Consider the following 18,567-nt stretch of genomic DNA (forward strand, 5'->3'; position numbering starts at 1 on the left):
TGTTTGCACTGTTATCTGTATTTGTAATCACTACATAATAATAAGTTGTTCCTGCAGTACCTGTTGGAGCTGTAAATGTTGGACTTGTCGCACCATTGATTGCTTTACCTCCAATTGTGCTGTTCGTTGTGTTGCTATACCATTGATAGCTTAACGATACTCCTCCACTTGCTGTAACATTTAGAGTGGCTGAATCTCCCACATTAATCGTTTGGTCTGTTGGTTGAGTGTGTATGCTTGGTTTCGCTGCGTTTGTATTCACTTGTACCTTTGCCACCGAACTCGTAGCTGTTGCCGTTTGTTGGCCTGTCGCACTGTTATCTGTATTTGTAATCACTACATAATAATAAGTTGTTCCTGCAGTATCTGTTGGGGCTGTATATGTTGGACTTGTCGCACCAGTGATTGCTTTACCTCCAGTTGTGCTGTTCGTTGTGTTGCTATACCATTGATAGCTTAACGATACTCCTCCACTTGCTGTAACATTTAGAGTGGCTGAATCTCCCACATTAATCGTTTGGTCTGTTGGTTGAGTGTGTATGCTTGGTTTCGCTGCGTTTGTTAAACTTGCCGTTGTTACTTGTTTCATCTGGTAAACACTCTTATTTCCTACAGCGTCCTTAACAAGGATATTGAAAAAATATGTAGTATTTGGAGATAAACCAGTAAAATTAAATATGTTAATACCTTTAGATACAAACAACGGGCTAATACCACTTGATTCAATATTACTAACAGTATCAATATTGTTAGTAGTAGATTGATAGACTTGATACTCTAAATCATTTGGGGCGGTATTATCATCTGTAGCTTTTGTCCAACTTAAAGTCAAACCTGAAGTGTTAATATTAGAAGTAGTAATATTACCATTGTTTCCTGCAGATGGAGCATTATCAACTTGATTAGCTATTTCTACGATGTAATATTCATTATCTAATATAAATGAATCAATACCAGTTTCATTAGGTGCAGTATAGTTTAAGATTTCATCTTTATATACCCCCCACTCATCCCATTTGTATTCGATACCTTCATAGATAGAAAACCCTTTACCTTTCTCAGGCATTAGAATATTTTTTGGATTCGATATATCTGGACCACCGTATGTCCAAGAAATTGATTTTCCAGGTGCAACTTTTAATATTTTGGGTATAACACCATTTACTGTAACATCTTTTTCGAATATATTATTTGCACTATCTGTTGCCCTAACTCTGACCGTTGCTTTTTTTCCAGCAGCCAGAGTTTTTCCTTCTTTAATCCGTAACATCCCTAATTTTTTAGAACTATCGATTGTTGATATTTCAAACATATCGTTAGGATTATTTACAATACTATAACTATTAGTATCGTAATAATAGTCGCTACTTTCAATATAACCTACTCTTACTCCTGAATATCCATCAGGTACATTTGAATTTATTAATTTAATATCTGTTGGAGGACCATTGACTACTAAAATTGTAATTGTAATTGGTTCTGTATAAGGAGCCATTTTAGTTCCTTGGAGTCCTTGCCCTGATTGCCAACTAACTTTAAAGGAATAAACCCCTGCTACATCAGATTTAAATTTTATTTGACCTGAATCAACAGTTTCTTTGGGAAAGGAGAATCCAGTTTGTATGTGATTTGTAGCTGATCCGTTTCCTAAATGACTTCCATTTCCAGGAGTAGAGTCAAAATAGATAAACTGATAATCCTTATAGCCCAATTCTTCAGCAAACAAAGAAACCTCTTCACCCATATTCACTGTTTTTGAATAAACTTGAAAGGCAGAATTGTTTGTACTCGCACTTACTTTTTGAAATGGGAATCCAGAAATTATAGAAAAAATCATACAGAAAATCAAAATAAATATAAAACTTTTATTCGCAGTACTTTTTGTATTCATATCAATGCTCCCCTATAATCCTTAAATTATTGGATTTTAATTCCGACTATTTTTCAAATAATCATTTAAAGAATTAATTCCATTTTTCTAAAATCAAATTATTTTAAGAAACACAAGCTTCACAATAAAAACTCCCATCGTTTATGTTTCATCTGATAACACCCCTTTATATGTAGAACAGGTTTTGAACCTATGAAAATCATTGAAAACTATATCAAGTGTTATAAATTCCGCCTACATCATAATCAGCCCACCATATTAAAATCTACTAACTTACAACTACCTTTTACTCTCATCAATTGTTAATTATTCTTTTAGGCATTATGGAAGTCTATTAAACACCCACTTTTTACAAAATTACAACTTCCCTCTATTCCTACTACAAAATTCCTAGTAAACTAAAATGGAATACATACTTTACTAATGTTAGTTTAATTGAAAATGGTTTGTGGGGATGGTTAAGTTTTTCACTTTCAGGTAAAGTTTTCTTATCCTTGGTAAAGGGGGACAACAGTTGAAGAAGATACTTATAATTATGGTTGCTGTTTTCATTATTTCCTTTGTTCCCTTCAATCGGGAGGTTCGTGCAGATAATCTTCAAATCAAACAAGGGGTGCTTGATCTTCAAGAGCAGCCACTTAATAGTCAAGTTCTAAAGCTTGAGGGGGAATGGGAGTTTTATTGGGGAGAGTTATTGACTCCTGAGGATTTTAGCGGACAAACCACACATAAGAAAGATTGGATTCAAGCGCCTGCCGTTTGGTCAATGGCAGAATATACGGGGACAAATGCACTATCAAACGACGGCTATGGTACCTATCGTTTAATCATAAAAATTAATGAAAAAAATCAAAATAAACCGTTGTCGTTTTATTTGCCTTCTGTTGCTTCTGCTTTCCAGCTTTTTGTGGATGGTGAATTACTTGCTAAAAATGGCGTGGTGGGCAAAGATCGAAATAGCATGGAACCAAAATCTTATTCACAAGTAGCCTCCTTTATGCCACAAGCAAATGAAATTGAAGTAATCATGCAAGTATCAAATTTTTATTCGAGAAAAGGTGGAATGTGGTCAGCTGTGAAGTTCGGAACTAGTCAAGAGATATCTAAACTCAGAGAATTAAATGTCATTAGAGAAGTTATCATTGCAAGTAGCCTTTTTGCAATTGGTTTATATCATATTTCTCTTTGGTTGTTTCGGGCAACAACTACACTTCCACTATTCTTAGGTGTTCTTTGTCTAGGTATTTCGCTGCGAACCATTTTAGTTGGAGAACTACTTTTAATCTATCTCTTTCCGACATTCTCATGGGAGCTCAGTGTTAAACTTGAATATCTAACTATTTATTTCGGTATAATGATTATTTTTATTTTTTTAGCTTTTCTTTTTCCGAAAGAAGTAAACAGAAAAATTGTATATGTAGCAAGTATTATTTGTCTATTGTTTAGTTTAACAACCTGTTTTCCTGCAAATATATTTACTCACTATAGGCGACCATTCGAAATCTTTTTAGTGTTCATGTTCATTTACTATATTTATGTTCTTATTCTCGCGACCATTCGGAAACGGGAAGGAGGTTTAATTAGTATTCTCTCAGTGATATTGTTGGCTTTAGGAATTCTCAATGATAGTTTTTACTATGAACAACGAATTAATAGTATGGACTTAACTCCAATTGCGGCACTAACCTGTCTATTTATACAAACTCTAATTGTTGCAAAGAAAAGTTCGAACGCTTTTAAACGAGTTGAACTACTCTCAAACGAACTGCATGAAGTAAATTCATCGCTTGAACAAATTGTTGCAACCCGAACGAAAGACCTTGAAAAAACTAATAAGGAATTACGCTATATTGAAGAAACGCGTAAATCCTTCTTTTCTTCCGTCGCCCATGAATTTGGAACACCGATGCAATCCATTCAAGGCTATATCCAATTGTTACAAACAAAAGCACCTTCAAAAGAACAGGAAAAATACTTAAATATTATGTTTGAAAAAACAAAATTACTTAATCATTTATCAAAGGACTTACTAGATTTAGCAAAAATGGATGAAGGACAATATGAGTTTACTTTTGAACAAATGGATACGATTTATTTACTAGACTATCTTTATCAACGGTATAAGCATGATATCGATAAAGCTGGTTTGAACAGTATATATACCCCACCCCGAGATGTACCAGACGGAGTAAGCATTCTTATCAACATTGATGTCTTTCGTTTTGAACAGGTCATGTCAAATTTAATCAATAATGCGATTAAGTTTACTCCTGTTGGGGGACAAATTCATGTTCAAGCTGAATTGATTTATAAGAATACTTGTTTCAAAGAAAAGGAACAAGGTATACTCCTACTAGAAATATCTGACACCGGGATAGGAATCGACGAGGAATTACTTCCACATATTTTTGATCGGTTTATAAAAGGGGAAAATTCTTTAAAGCAAATAAAAGGCTCAGGATTAGGACTAGCTATTTGTAGGGAAATTATTAAAAAACATGATGGAACAATTTCAGTAAAAAGTAAATTAGGAAAAGGGAGCAGCTTTACAATTAGGCTTCCAGTACAACTAGTGAAGGAGGATGAGGGCCTTGAATTCAAAGATTTTAATCGTTGAAGATGACTTGGATATACAACAATTTCTTGAAGATGCACTTGAAAGTTATGGATTTCAACCAATTTCTTGTGCAACCGGAATTTCTGCATTACAGACATTTGAAACAAATGATATCGATTTAATTTTATTAGATGTACAGCTTCCAGATATGAACGGCTTTGAAATTTGTGAAACCATCCGTAAATTTTCGAATATCCCAATTATTTTTGTAAGTTGTTTACAAGATGGTTCTGACATAATTCACGGTTTAGAATTAGGTGGAGACGATTATGTTACGAAGCCATTTGACTTACATCAGCTGATTGCTCGTATAAAATCGAATTTAAGGAGAGCCCCTTTATATAATCGACAATTGATGACTAATGAAAAACCTCCGCTTGATATCAACCAGATCATCATTGAAAATTTGAAAATTAATTTTTACCTTCAAAAGGTATTTGTGAATGATGAGATTGTACCACTTTCGAATAAGGAATTTCTAATCTTATCAATCCTTGCACAAAATCCAAATAAAGTATTAAACAACCACGAACTTTATACGCTTATCTGGGGAGAAGAAAGTCTTGGTGATACGCGAACATTGAAGGTTCATATTAGTAATTTAAGGAAAAAACTAGAAGAATACACGGGACATTCAAATTTCATACGGACAGTTCGAGGGCTTGGGTATCAGTTTTATTTAGCAGAAAAAAATAGGAACGAATGAAGCTAGGACTATTCAAAAAAATGAATGCACATAGGGGATTCGATTAACTTAATTCTGTTGATTGAATTGTCGATCTCCTTTAGCTGCGAATTCTCTTAGAGGCTGAATACAATAAGGGCTGTCAAAAGTAGACAGCCCCCCAAATTTACTCTACCTTTCATTCTGAAATTACGGTGAATTTAATCCATGGCTCCCAGAATAAGAAATTTATCAGATTTTAAATTATTTACATTGTAAAAGGCTAGTGAGTATTCAAAATTAGCCCCGTAGTAATTGGAGTACGCCAATTGGGTTCTGGTTTTGATGTAGATTATTAATAATAGGAACCATCTTCTGCTTCATTTCTTCTAATTTTTTCATTTCTTCCTCTATATTAATGCTAGTGGTGCGAGAAGTGGAGTTAGTATTTTCTAAATATTCAATACTCGGTTGAATATTTCTAAACATTTTATCTAGCCGATTCGATTCTGCGCCAACAGACGAAAGCTGGTCTGAAATCGTAGACATGGCCTCTTCAATTTTTGAAAATGCAGCAGTAGCATCTGTCTTAGTAGAAATCGATAAACCCGAAATACCCAGATCCCCTGGAAGCATATCTCCAATTTTTCCAGAACGATCATGACCCCCAAGATTGCTCGTCTGCGTCACAAGGTTTAATATTCCATCTAATGCATTCTCCCCATTAATTTTCATTTTATCACCAATTTTTGTGATTTCTTCCGCTAAGCTATTAAATTGCTCTTGATACGAAGAACGATCAGAATCCGAAATATCGTTACTAGCTTTTCCTGCTAATTCTTTCATCTGAAACAACAACGAATCCGTTTCCTTAAGGCCGCCTTCTGCAATATCTAATTTAGCTTTCGTATCTTGGATTTGTTTTTGTGGAGCTGACAATTTATCTATTTCATATCTTCGCCTCGCCAATTCCAAGTTAATCTCATTTGAAGTTGAATTTATATTGTTACGTAAACTCAGCTTCTCAAGACTCTTATTAGTGTCCACTGTGTTTGTAGTTAATTGTTTATACGTGTTATACGCCAATAAATCATGATTAATTCTCATAATAACCACTCCATTCTCTTCTAGTTAATTAAGTTACCAATAAAAACCCAATTTGAATATAAATCATAACACCCTTTTTTAAGTTGTACAGGTTTTGAACATATGAAATTCATTGGTAATTATGACCCGCCTACACCAGATTAATGTTATAAATCTACTAATTAGATTTATCCATATTACTCTTATCCATTGTTGATTATTCTTGGAGGCATTATAAAAATTCGTCAAATTCCAATTTTTTTAAAATAACAACTCCTCTCTATAACTAATTCAAAATTCCTAGTAAAACTAAGAATAATTTACTAATTTCAGTTTAATTGAAAATGGTTTGCGGAGATATTTAAATTTTACATTTTTAGGTAAAATTTTCTTAACCTTGGTAAAGGGGGACAACAGTATGAAGAAGATACATAAAATCATGGTTACCTTTAATCGGGAGGTTCGTGCAGATAATCTTCAAATCAAACAGGGGGTTCTAGTTCTTCGAGAGTAGTCACTTAGTGATTAAGTAAAAAGCTTGAATAATACCAACGAGTGAAGCTACAGTAGTCTAAAAAGTTTCCTCGTACTCCATAGAATGGGATACTTTTTTTTGCAGAAAAAAATACGACTAAATCATAATTCGATTTAGTCGTACTTTGGTTATTTATTATCCAATACTGCCTTCCATCTCGAACTTGATCAGACGGTTCATTTCTACGGCATATTCCATTGGTAGTTCTTTTGTGAATGGTTCAATGAAGCCCATTACGATCATTTCTGTCGCTTCTTGTTCAGAAATACCACGGCTCATTAAGTAGAACAATTGCTCTTCAGACACTTTTGAAACTTTTGCTTCGTGCTCTAAAGAAACGTTGTCATTTAAGATTTCGTTGTATGGAATCGTGTCCGATGTTGATTGGTTATCTAAAATTAACGTATCACATTCAATGTTTGAACGTGCGCCAGTTGCTTTTTTACCAAAACGAACAATACCACGGTACGTTACTTTACCACCTTGTTTGGAGATGGATTTAGAAACGATTGTAGAAGATGTATTTGGTGCTAAGTGAATCATTTTCGCACCAGCGTCTTGGTGTTGCCCTTTCCCTGCAATCGCAATTGAAAGCGTCATACCACGTGCACCTTCACCTTTAAGAATACATGCTGGGTATTTCATTGTTAATTTAGAACCGATGTTACCATCAATCCATTCCATTGTTCCGTTTTCTTCAACAACAGTACGTTTTGTAACTAAGTTGTATACGTTATTAGCCCAGTTTTGAATTGTTGTGTAACGGCAATAAGCATCTTTTTTAACAATGATTTCAACTACTGCTGAGTGAAGCGAGTTTGTTGTATATACAGGTGCTGTACATCCTTCAACATAGTGAACGTGTGCCCCTTCATCAACAATAATTAACGTACGTTCGAATTGACCCATGTTTTCTGAGTTAATACGGAAATAAGCTTGTAATGGTGTTTCAACCTTAACACCTGGTGGTACGTAAATGAATGATCCACCAGACCATACTGCTGAGTTTAGTGCAGCGAATTTGTTATCAGATGATGGGATAACTGTACCCCAATATTTTTTAAAGATATCTTCATTTTCGCGTAAAGCTGAATCAGTATCTTTGAATACGATGCCAAGGTCTTCTAAATCTTTTTTCATATTGTGATAAACTACTTCAGATTCATATTGAGCAGATACACCCGCTAAATATTTTTGTTCTGCTTCTGGAATACCTAATTTATCAAATGTTGCTTTAATTTCATCAGGAACTTCATCCCAAGATTTTTGGGTTGCTTCAGATGGTTTTACATAATATGTGATTTCATCGAAGTTTAATGCAGAAAGATCTCCACCCCATTGTGGCATTGGCTTTGAGTAGAAAATCTCTAATGATTTTAGACGATAATCTAACATCCACTCAGGTTCATTTTTCATATTTGAAATTTCACGAACGATTTCTTCAGTTAATCCACGTTTTGAACGGAAAACTGAAACGTCCTTATCATGGAAGCCGTATTTGTAATCGCCGATATCTGGCATTTGTTTGGCCATTTTTTTCTCCTCCGTTCAGAACTAATTTGATTCGTTTTTAACGCCCTTTTCCATTGCTTTCCAGGCAAGAGTGGCGCATTTAATACGAGCAGGAAACTTAGAAACACCTTGAAGTGCTTCAACATCCCCTAAATCATATTTATCTGTATATTCTTCACCAAGCATCATTTTCGAAAAAATGTCTGCTAGTTCAAGCGCTTCTTCTAATTTTTTCCCTTTAATGACCTCAGTCATCATAGACGCAGAAGACATTGAAATCGAACAACCTTCACCGTCGAATTTCGCATCTTCCACAATACCATCATTTATTTTTAATGTTAAGTGGATACGGTCTCCACATGTAGGATTATTCATATCAATCGTAACGCTGTTTTCTTCTAAAGAACCTTTGTTACGTGGTTTTTTATAATGATCCATAATTACGGAACGATACAATTGATCAAGATTATTAGTAGACATCGTTAAAATACTCCTTCGCTTGGCGTAATCCTTTCACAAGCACATCGATATCTTCTTTGGAATTGTACATATAGAAGCTTGCACGTGCTGTTGCAGACACTTTTAGCCATTTCATAAGCGGTTGAGCACAGTGATGACCTGCACGAATGGCAATCCCATTCATATCTAATACAGTTGCTAAGTCGTGTGGATGTACACCTTCTAAATTAAATGTTATTAAACCACAACGTTTCATTGGATCTTTTGGACCGTAGATTGTAAGTCCTTCGATTTTTTCCATCTCAGACATCGCATATTCTACTAAATTGTGTTCATGTTGTGCGATTTTTTCTAAACCAATTTCCGTTAAGAAATCAATTGCAGCCCCTAAACCAATAGCTCCAGCAATATTTGGCGTACCACCTTCGAATTTCCACGGTAACTCTTTCCATGTAGAATCAAATAATTCTACAAAGTCAATCATTTCACCGCCAAATTCGATTGGTTCCATATTTTCTAAAATTGCTTTTTTACCATATAAAACACCGATTCCAGTAGGTCCGCACATTTTGTGTCCTGAGAATCCTAAGAAATCAACATCTAAATCTTGAACATCAATTGGCATATGTGGTGCAGCTTGAGCAGCATCCACTACAATAATTGCACCATGTTCGTGGGCAATTTGTGCGATTTCTTTAATTGGGTTAATTGTTCCAAGTACATTTGATGCCATTGTAATAGCAACAATTTTTGTTTTGTCCGTAATTGTAGCACGAACCGTATCTAACGTAATCGTTCCATCTTCTTCAAGGTCGAAGTATTTTAATACTGCACCTTTTTCTTTCGCAAGTTGCTGCCATGGAATTAAATTCGAATGATGTTCCATGTAAGAAATAACAATTTCATCGCCTTCTGAAACATTTTGTCGACCAAAGCCTGAAGCAACTGTATTGATAGAAGTTGTCGTGCCTCGAGTATAAATGATTTCTTCTGTTGAAGATGCATTAATAAATTTTCGAATCTTTTCTCGTGCACCTTCATAAGAATCTGTCGCGCGATTACCTAGTGTATGTACACCTCGATGTACGTTGGAATTATCTAAATCGTAATACTTTCTTATAACATCTAAAACTTGTTTCGGTTTTTGTGATGTTGCAGCACTATCAAGGTAAACGAGCGGATGCCCATTTACCTCTTGATCTAGAATTGGAAATTGTTTTCGGATTTCATTCATTAGCGAACTTTCCCTTCAATCACCTTTGTCAATTGTGCTTTTACACTCTCAATTGGAATGTTGTTAACAACTGGCGCAAGGAAACCATGAATTATTAAACGCTCTGCTTCCGCTTTTGAAATACCGCGGCTCATTAAATAGTATAGTTGAACTGGGTCAACGCGTCCTACAGAAGCTGCGTGTCCAGCCATTACATCATCTTCATCAATTAATAACATTGGGTTTGCATCGCCACGAGCGTTTTCAGATAACATTAATACTCGGGACTCTTGTTCAGCATTTGATTTTGTTGCACCGTGTTCGATTTTACCAATTCCATTGAAAATCGTTTGAGCGGACTCTTTCATTACACCATGCTTTAAAATGAAGCCTTCAGAGTTTTTACCCCAGTGACGAATTTCTGTAGTGAAGTTTTGTTTTTGCACTCCGCGACCCACTACTACTGATTTTGAATTGGCTAGAGATCCATCTCCTACTAAATGGGTAATGTTTTCTGAAATTGTATCAGAGTCATTCATTAAACCAAGTGCCCATTCTATTTTCGCATCACGTTTAAGGTGACCACGACGGTTTACATATGTTGTGAATCCTTTTGCAAGAACATCTACCGCACCAAATGTTACTTGGGCATTGTCTAAAGCAACTACTTCTTCAATTAAATTCGCTTGACCTTGAGATTGCTCGACAGTTGATACATAAGTTTCTACATATGTAACTGAAGAATTACTATCCGCAACAACTAGAACATGGTTGAATAATGAAGCTTCTTTATTATCATTAATAAATACAACTTGTAATGGTTTTTCCACTACAACATTTTTTGGTACATATACAAACACTCCGCCATTTACAAGTGCTGCATGGTAAGCTGTTAATTTATGCTCATCAACTTTAACGGCTTCTGTCATAAAGTATTTTTGAACTAACTCGCTATGTTCACGAACAGCCGTTAAAATATCTGTGAAAATAACACCAAGGGATTTAAGTTCTTCTGACATTTTAATAAAAGCAGGTGTATTATTACGTTGAATATAAAGGTTTTCTTGCCCTTTTATATCAATAATTTCTTTAATTTCTGTTGGAAGTTCATCTAATGAATTAAATGGTGCACTTTCAACAGTGTGAACTGGAAACTCAGTAAAGTTCCATTTTGTAATATTTGTTTTATCTGGCTTTGGCATTGGTAGTTCAGCCGCTTTTTCAATTGCAGTAGCACGTAAGTTAGCAAACCAAGTTGGTTCATTATTGCTTTGTGAGAACGAGCTTACTTCCTCCGCTGATAACGCCAATTTTGTTTCAACCGTCATCTGTTTCGTCCTCCTCTAGTTCGCTTGTTCTACTGTTTCGTCTTCAATACCTAATTCTTTTTTAATCCAATCGTAACCTTCAGCCTCTAAACGTTGAGCAAGTTCTGGACCACCAGATTTCACAACTTTACCTTGCATCATAACGTGTACATGGTCTGGTGTGATGTAGTTAAGTAAACGTTGGTAGTGAGTGATTGCGATACATCCGAAACCTTCACCGCGCATTTCGTTAATCCCTTTTGCAACAACTTTTAATGCATCGATATCAAGACCTGAATCAATTTCATCTAAAATTGCAAATGTTGGTTTGATCATCATCAATTGTAGAATTTCGTTACGTTTCTTTTCCCCACCAGAGAAACCTTCATTTAAGTAACGTTGAGCCATGTCTTGGTCCATTTCAAGGAAGTCCATTGTTTTATCTAATTCACGGATGAATTTCATTAATGAAACTTCATTGCCTTCTTCACGACGAGCATTGATAGCAGAACGAATGAAATCTGCATTTGTCACACCTGAAATTTCAGATGGGTATTGCATTGCTAAGAAAAGACCTGCTTTTGCACGCTCATCAACTTCCATTTCAAGCACGTTTTGACCATCTATTTCAATTGTACCTTGAGTAACTTCATATTTAGGATGACCCATGATCGCAGATGCTAACGTTGATTTCCCCGTACCGTTAGGACCCATGATTGCATGAACTTCATTAGTATTAATTGTAAGGTTCAAACCTTTTAAAATCTCCTTATCTTCAATCGATACATGAAGATCTTTAATAACTAAAGTTGACATTGTATAACCTCCGTAATTGTACATTGAATGGTAGAACCATTTCTAATTTATTATCATTCTAATCTTAACCGAAAACATCAAACCATGCAAAACATTTATTCCGCAAACAATATTTTTCAGTTGGAAGCGCTTAAATATTGAGATTTTGTATATTTTTATTATATATGAGAAAAATAATGCGGCGGTAGTTAAGGGAAAATCATTTTCAATAAATAAAAACTAATTGAGAATTTATTTCACTATTGCAATGTTGTTAATCCATGCTTATGACGATGTTAGTTTGCTTCTATTAAATATCATCCTATACATAAAAACAAAAACGGTTTTCAAATTGATGATTCAACTTGAAAACCGTTCAAAATTAGATTGTTACTTTTGTTGTAAAAAATTCATGGACACTTGCAGCGACTGCGCGACCTTCTTTAATTGCCCATACGACTAAGCTTTGACCACGACGCGCATCACCTGCAGCAAATACACCCGGAACATTCGTTTCAAAATCTTTAATGGATGCTTGGATTTTATTATTAGAAAGTTTCACCCCAAACTGTTCTGGTAAAGTTTTTTCTACTCCCTCAAATCCTATGGCAACAAAGACAGCTTGAGCAGGCCAAATTTTTTCTGTACCAGGTAGTTCCTTAAAGTAATGGAATCCATCATCACCTAATATTTTTTCCATTTGAATTGTGTGAAGTTCTTTTACATTTCCTTTATCATCTGCCACAATTTTTTTCGTTTGAATACAATATTCTCTAGGATCTCTACCTGTAATAGCTGCTGCCTCTTCATATGCATAATCTAGTTTATATATATTCGGATCTTGTGGCCATGGACGGTCATCTTGACGAGTTTTCGGTAATTCTGGATGTTTCCCAAACTGGTGAACAGAGCGTGCTTTTTGACGTAGAGCAGTAGCTACACAATCCGCACCAGTATCACCACCACCGATAACAATTACATCTTTCCCTTTTACATCGATAGCCTTATCATCTTGGAAATTTGAATCTAGTAAACTTTGTGTAACACCTGTTAAATAATCCATCGCCAAGTGGATACCTTTTGCGTCACTACCTTCTAAATGAAGTACGCGTTGTTTTTGAGCACCGATACATAAAATAATAGCATCATACTGAGACTTTAATTCATCTGATGAAATGTCTTTGCCAATTTCCGTATTTACAACAAAGTCAATCCCTTCTTGACGAAGCAAATTAATACGTCGCTCAATCACACTTTTTTCAAGCTTCATATTTGGTATACCGTACATTAGTAATCCACCAAGGCGATCATTTCGCTCGTAGACTGTAACACTATGACCTAATTGATTTAACTGATCAGCAGCTGCTAAGCCAGCAGGACCTGAACCGACAACCGCGATTTTTTTCCCAGTACGTGATTGCGGAACTCTTGGTGTAATCCAATTATTTTCAAAACCTTTATCAATGATTGAACGTTCGATTGATTTGATTGCCACTGCTGGCTCATTTATGCCTAACGTACAGGAACCTTCACAAGGCGCTGGACAAACACGCCCTGTAAATTCTGGAAAATTATTCGTCATATGAAGACGATCTAATGCTTCCTTCCAATGTCCTTTATACACTAAATCATTCCACTCAGGGATTACGTTTTGGATTGGACAACCTGCTGCTGCTCCACGAATTTCAACTCCCATGTGACAGAACGGTGTACCACAGTCCATACAACGTGCACCTTGAATTTGCAACGAATCATCGGTTAACCTTGTCGCATATTCATTCCAAGTTGAAATACGCTCATTGGCTGGTTGTTCTTTAATCTTCTCTCTTTTGTACTCCATAAATCCGGTTGGTTTTCCCATTGCTTTCCCCCCTATCGATTTGTAATGGCAAGCTCTTTACCACTAGTTTGCTCAACAAATGCCCGCATTGCTGCATCGCTTTCTTCTAAACCTTGGAATTTATGATATTCAATCTTTTCCAACATCACTTTGTAATCTGTTGGTACAACTTTAATAAATTTCGGTACAATTGAATCCCATTTTGCTAATATATCCAATGCAATCGAGCTTTCTGTATGTTCTAAATGCTTAATGATCATTGAACGAACCGCTTCGATTTCCGATTTGTCGCTTAAACGCTCAAACTCAATCATTTCCTTATTGCAGTTTTCCATAAATGCCGCATCATCTGACGGTAAAACATAGGCAATACCACCGCTCATTCCTGCAGCAAAGTTTTTACCAGCATCCCCTAAAATGACAACGCGTCCACCTGTCATGTACTCACAGCCGTGGTCTCCTATACCTTCAACTACAATGTTTGCTCCACTGTTTCGTACTGCAAAACGATCTCCGGCACGACCATTAATATAAGCAGTGCCACTCGTAGCACCATACAAACATACATTACCAGCAATCACATTTTTCTCTTGTTCTCCTTTAATTGGTGCAATCGCTACTAACTTCCCACCAGATAACCCTTTTCCAAAGTAATCATTCACATCTCCTACACAAGATAAAGTCAACCCACGTGGAGCAAATGCACCGAAACTTTGGCCAGCATGACCTGTAAATTTCAACGTAATCGTTTCATCTTTTAGACCCTTTTCCCCGTACTTTTTCGAAATTTCACTTCCGATAATCGTACCCATTACACGATCTGTATTTTTAATTGTGTATTCAAGTTCAATACGTTCTTTTTCTTGTATACTACTTTCTACTTTTGGCAGTAGCTCACGAAGATCGAAAGTTTCTTCAATCTGTAGATTTTGAGGTGTCTGTTTTGTACGAACACCTTCCACTTGGTAAAGCAATGCGGAAAGATCAAGTTGGCTTGCTTTCCAGTGTGATTTTGCACGGTTACTCACCTGAAGAATATCCGTACGACCAACCATTTCTTCAACTGTTCGGAATCCTAATTTCGCCATATATTCACGCATTTCTTCTGCAACAAAGCGCATGAAGTTTACGATATGATCCGCATTCCCCATAAATTTTCTACGTAATTCTGGATTTTGAGTCGCTACTCCAACCGGACACGTATCTAAGTGACAAGCACGCATCATCACACAACCAAGTACGATTAATGGTGCTGTTGCAAAACCAAATTCTTCTGCTCCAAGTATCGCAGCCATCACAACATCTTTTCCGGTCATAAGCTTCCCGTCTGTTTCTAATGTAACGCGTTCACGAAGGCCGTTTAGCATTAACGTTTGATGTGCTTCTGCTAATCCAAGCTCCCATGGAAGACCTGTATGTTTAATAGAAGTTTTCGGTGATGCACCTGTTCCGCCATCATAACCAGAAATAACAATCACATCAGCTCCACCTTTTGCAACACCTGCTGCAATGGTACCTACGCCAGCTTTGGCTACAAGTTTTACAGAAATACGAGCATAACGATTAGCATTTTTTAAGTCATAAATCAGCTCAGCTAAATCCTCAATTGAATAAATGTCGTGATGTGGCGGTGGTGAAATTAATCCAACACCAGGCGTGGACCCACGAACTTCAGCTACCCAAGGATACACTTTATTTCCAGGTAATTGTCCACCTTCACCTGGTTTTGCACCTTGAGCCATCTTAATTTGTAGCTCTTCTGCATTTACAAGATAGTGCGATTTTACGCCAAAGCGCCCAGAAGCAATTTGTTTGATAGCACTATTTCGATTATCACCATTAGCATCGATTTCATAACGAGAAGAATGTTCTCCACCTTCACCTGAGTTCGAACGACCACCTAAACGATTCATGGCAATAGCTAACGTTTCATGGGCTTCTTTTGAAATCGAACCAAATGACATCGCCCCAGTTTTGAAGCGTTTCACAATACTATCTACTGATTCAACTTCCTCTAAAGGAATTGGATTAGTAGATTTTTTAAATTCAAAAAGATTTCGTAAAAAACCAATTCGCTCTTCATTCGCCATTTCCGCATACATACGATATATCCCGTAATCATTTTTTCTAGTTGCAGTTTGCAATGTATGAATTGTTTTTGGATTAAAGGCGTGATGCTCTCCATTTGCCCGCCATTGATGTTCACTTCCGGATTCTAAATTTTGCGAATCTTGAAGAAATGCTGCTGCATGTCTCCGTTTTACTTCCTCGCCAATCGTTTCTAAATCAATTCCATCAATTTGCGATGCGGTACCTGTGAAATATTGTTCAATCACATCTTTGCTAATACCAACCGCTTCAAATATTTGAGCACCACGGTAAGATTGAACTGTTGAAATTCCCATTTTAGACATCACTTTTACAACGCCTTCAGAAATGCCTTTACGATATTTCTTTACAGCCTCTTGGTAGCTAATTGTAATATGGCTTGATTCAATTGCTTGCTCCACTGATGCATATGCAAGATACGGATTAATTGCATCTGCCCCAAAGCCAATTAATGATGCAAAATGGTGTACCTCCCGAGCTTCTCCACTGTTTACAATAATACTTACTTGTGTCCGCTTACCTATGCGAATTAAGTGTTGATGCAAACCACTGACAGCAAGTAATACAGGAATAGTTGGTGTACTTACATCTTGTAATTCATCAGTTAACACAAGCAATGTAACACCGTTATCGATTGCTGATTCAGCCTCTTTAAATAGACGACCAAGTTCATCTTTTAATGAACCTTTAAATTCTAGTGTTAAAATAGTAGATTTGAAATTCTCCAAAGTTATTAATTGTTGTAACTCATTATTCGTTAAAATTGGTGTCTCTAAAAAGATACGTCGTGCATTTTCAGCATTTGGATGTAGGAGATTTCCTTCTGCTCCTAGAAGAGTCATTGTTGACGTAACGATATGTTCACGAATTGCATCAATTGGTGGATTTGTTACTTGTGCAAATAATTGCTTAAAGTAATTAAATAGTGATTGAGGTCGATCTGATAACACAGCTAATGGTGTATCCGTCCCCATCGAACCAATTGGATCTTTCCCACTACTTGCAATGGGAACAATGTATTTATGAAGGTCCTCATATGTGTAGCCAAAAGTTTTTTGACGTAATGTAAGTTGGTCGAACTTCTTTGGTGATTCTTGATTTTCTTTTAATGTAACTAGATTTTCTTCTAGCCACTTTGCATATGGCTCTGCTTTCGCCATTTCACTTTTTAACTCTTCATCCGAAATAATTTTCCCTTGTTCCAAATCAATTAATAACATACGCCCCGGACTTAATCGCTCTTTATAAAGGACATTTTCTTCATCAATATCAACAACACCAACTTCTGAAGAAAAAACAATCATATCGTCTTTTGTCACGTAGTACCGGGCTGGGCGTAATCCATTTCGGTCTAAAATAGAACCAATTTGTTTGCCGTCTGTGAAACAAACTGCAGTAGGACCATCCCAAGGCTCCATTAAACTTGCATGGTAAGAGTAAAATGCTTTTTTCTCTTCTGAAATATGTGGATTCTCTGACCATGGTTCTGGAATTAACATCATTGCTGTATGCGCGGGCGTTCTACCAGCTAGAACAAAAAACTCAAAAGCATTATCTAACATAGATGAATCAGAACCTGAATGATCGATTATTGGCAACACTTTTTGTAAATCATCACCGAAAGCTTCTGAAATAAATTGTTGTTCACGAGCTGTCATCCAGTTAATGTTTCCTCGCAATGTGTTAATTTCACCATTGTGAACAATATAACGGTTTGGGTGTGCTCGTTCCCAGCTTGGAAATGTATTAGTAGAATAGCGTGAGTGTACAATAGAAAAGGCAGAAATGAAGCTTTCGTCTTGTAAATCAATGTAAAATTCACTAACCTCTTCTGGAGTTAATAAACCTTTAAATACCATTGTTTGGCTCGACATACTCGGACAATAAAATTTGTAGTCATTTTGTTTTGCCCAAAATTCAGCTTGTTTGCGGATTAAATATAATTTGCGTTCAAAGTCTAGAGAATCTTGAATATTGTCATTCTTTTTAATAAAAATTTGACGAACGATTGGTGCAGTTGATTTTGCAATATCACTAAGAGGTTTTTTATTCGTAGGTGCTGTTCTCCAGCCAATCAAATGTTGGCCTTCTATTTCAATTAATTCATTAATTTTTTGCTCAATAGCTTCTCTCTCCACTACATTCTCAGTAAAAAAGAATTGCCCAACCCCATATTCCCCTTTTGCAGGAAGTTGTAATTCCGGACAATTTAATTTAAAAAATGCATCTGGAATTTGAACCATTAATCCCGCACCATCACCTGTTTTACCATCGCCACCACGTCCTGCACGGTGTTCCAAACGACATAACATTTCTAAACCACTTTTTACAATGTTATGTGAAGGACGTCCCTTAATATTTGCGTAAAAACCAATTCCACAAGCATCATGCTCAAAGCTTGGTGAATATAGCCCTTGTGCGTCTGGTAGTTGATGAAAACTCATGTAAATCCCTCCAAAACTTCTTATTTATCTTATTTACATTCTACGTTTTTTGAAATAATATAAACAATATATAGTTTGGATGGAATTAATCTAAT

Annotated in this window: 11 protein-coding genes; 2 read left to right on the forward strand and 9 right to left on the reverse strand. The window is 36.1% G+C overall.

The genetic code is table 11. The features are described 5' to 3' along the window. The coding region (locus tag CRO00_RS20160) for a fibronectin type III domain-containing protein (protein WP_419865881.1) at positions 1-1,891 on the reverse strand (1,891 nt) is incomplete at its 3' end. Between the two features lie 514 nt (positions 1,892-2,405). Here CRO00_RS20160 and CRO00_RS11665 point away from each other — a divergent pair. Both CRO00_RS11665 and CRO00_RS11670 read left to right on the forward strand, forming a co-directional pair. Further along, positions 2,406-4,508, forward strand: coding sequence for a sensor histidine kinase (locus CRO00_RS11665; protein WP_141396963.1), 2,103 nt, complete (start codon positions 2,406-2,408; stop codon positions 4,506-4,508). Further along, the gene (locus CRO00_RS11670; protein ID WP_161946671.1) at positions 4,483-5,214 is read left to right on the forward strand and encodes a response regulator transcription factor; all 732 of its coding nucleotides are present in this window, start codon (positions 4,483-4,485) and stop codon (positions 5,212-5,214) included. Before CRO00_RS11665 ends, CRO00_RS11670 begins: the two co-directional genes overlap by 26 nt. A 258-nt stretch (positions 5,215-5,472) precedes the next feature. Here CRO00_RS11670 and CRO00_RS11675 read toward each other — a convergent pair whose 3' ends face one another. The 8 genes from CRO00_RS11675 to gltB form a co-directional block, all read right to left on the reverse strand. Next, entirely contained in the window at positions 5,473-6,279 is an 807-nt protein-coding gene (locus tag CRO00_RS11675; RefSeq protein WP_097073847.1) for a flagellin N-terminal helical domain-containing protein, read from the reverse strand. Between the two features lie 649 nt (positions 6,280-6,928). Further along, positions 6,929-8,326 (reverse strand): Fe-S cluster assembly protein SufB, encoded by a 1,398-nt coding sequence (sufB, locus tag CRO00_RS11680; RefSeq protein WP_097073848.1) that lies wholly within the window; start codon positions 8,324-8,326, stop codon positions 6,929-6,931. Positions 8,327-8,347: 21 nt separating this feature from the next. After that, positions 8,348-8,785, reverse strand: coding sequence for a Fe-S cluster assembly sulfur transfer protein SufU (sufU, locus tag CRO00_RS11685; protein WP_097073849.1), 438 nt, complete (start codon positions 8,783-8,785; stop codon positions 8,348-8,350). Further along, positions 8,775-9,998: a cysteine desulfurase gene (locus CRO00_RS11690; protein ID WP_097073850.1), complete on the reverse strand. Its 1,224-nt coding sequence runs from the start codon at positions 9,996-9,998 to the stop codon at positions 8,775-8,777. Before CRO00_RS11690 ends, sufU begins: the two co-directional genes overlap by 11 nt. After that, complete coding sequence (gene sufD, locus CRO00_RS11695) at positions 9,998-11,305, reverse strand: Fe-S cluster assembly protein SufD (protein ID WP_097073851.1); 1,308 nt, start codon at positions 11,303-11,305, stop codon at positions 9,998-10,000. The genes CRO00_RS11690 and sufD overlap by 1 nt, the downstream gene beginning before the upstream one ends. A gap of 15 nt (positions 11,306-11,320) precedes the next feature. Beyond that, positions 11,321-12,100, reverse strand: coding sequence for a Fe-S cluster assembly ATPase SufC (gene sufC, locus CRO00_RS11700; RefSeq protein ID WP_097073852.1), 780 nt, complete (start codon positions 12,098-12,100; stop codon positions 11,321-11,323). Between the two features lie 361 nt (positions 12,101-12,461). After that, entirely contained in the window at positions 12,462-13,940 is a 1,479-nt protein-coding gene (locus CRO00_RS11705) for a glutamate synthase subunit beta (protein ID WP_097073853.1), read from the reverse strand. An 11-nt stretch (positions 13,941-13,951) separates the two neighbouring features. Beyond that, positions 13,952-18,472 (reverse strand): glutamate synthase large subunit, encoded by a 4,521-nt coding sequence (gltB, locus tag CRO00_RS11710; RefSeq protein ID WP_097073854.1) that lies wholly within the window; start codon positions 18,470-18,472, stop codon positions 13,952-13,954. Positions 18,473-18,567: the final 95 nt, after the last annotated feature.

The organism is Ureibacillus xyleni, from assembly GCF_900217795.1.
GTDB lineage: Bacteria > Bacillota > Bacilli > Bacillales_A > Planococcaceae > Ureibacillus > Ureibacillus xyleni.

Coding starts and splice junctions, on each gene's coding strand:
- CRO00_RS11675 (WP_097073847.1), bottom strand. CDS start 6,279: ATGAGAATTAATCATGATTTATTGGCGTATAACACGTATAAACAATTA.
- sufB (WP_097073848.1), bottom strand. CDS start 8,326: ATGGCCAAACAAATGCCAGATATCGGCGATTACAAATACGGCTTCCAT.
- sufU (WP_097073849.1), bottom strand. CDS start 8,785: ATGTCTACTAATAATCTTGATCAATTGTATCGTTCCGTAATTATGGAT.
- CRO00_RS11690 (WP_097073850.1), bottom strand. CDS start 9,998: ATGAATGAAATCCGAAAACAATTTCCAATTCTAGATCAAGAGGTAAAT.
- sufD (WP_097073851.1), bottom strand. CDS start 11,305: ATGACGGTTGAAACAAAATTGGCGTTATCAGCGGAGGAAGTAAGCTCG.
- sufC (WP_097073852.1), bottom strand. CDS start 12,100: ATGTCAACTTTAGTTATTAAAGATCTTCATGTATCGATTGAAGATAAG.
- CRO00_RS11705 (WP_097073853.1), bottom strand. CDS start 13,940: ATGGGAAAACCAACCGGATTTATGGAGTACAAAAGAGAGAAGATTAAA.
- gltB (WP_097073854.1), bottom strand. CDS start 18,472: ATGAGTTTTCATCAACTACCAGACGCACAAGGGCTATATTCACCAAGC.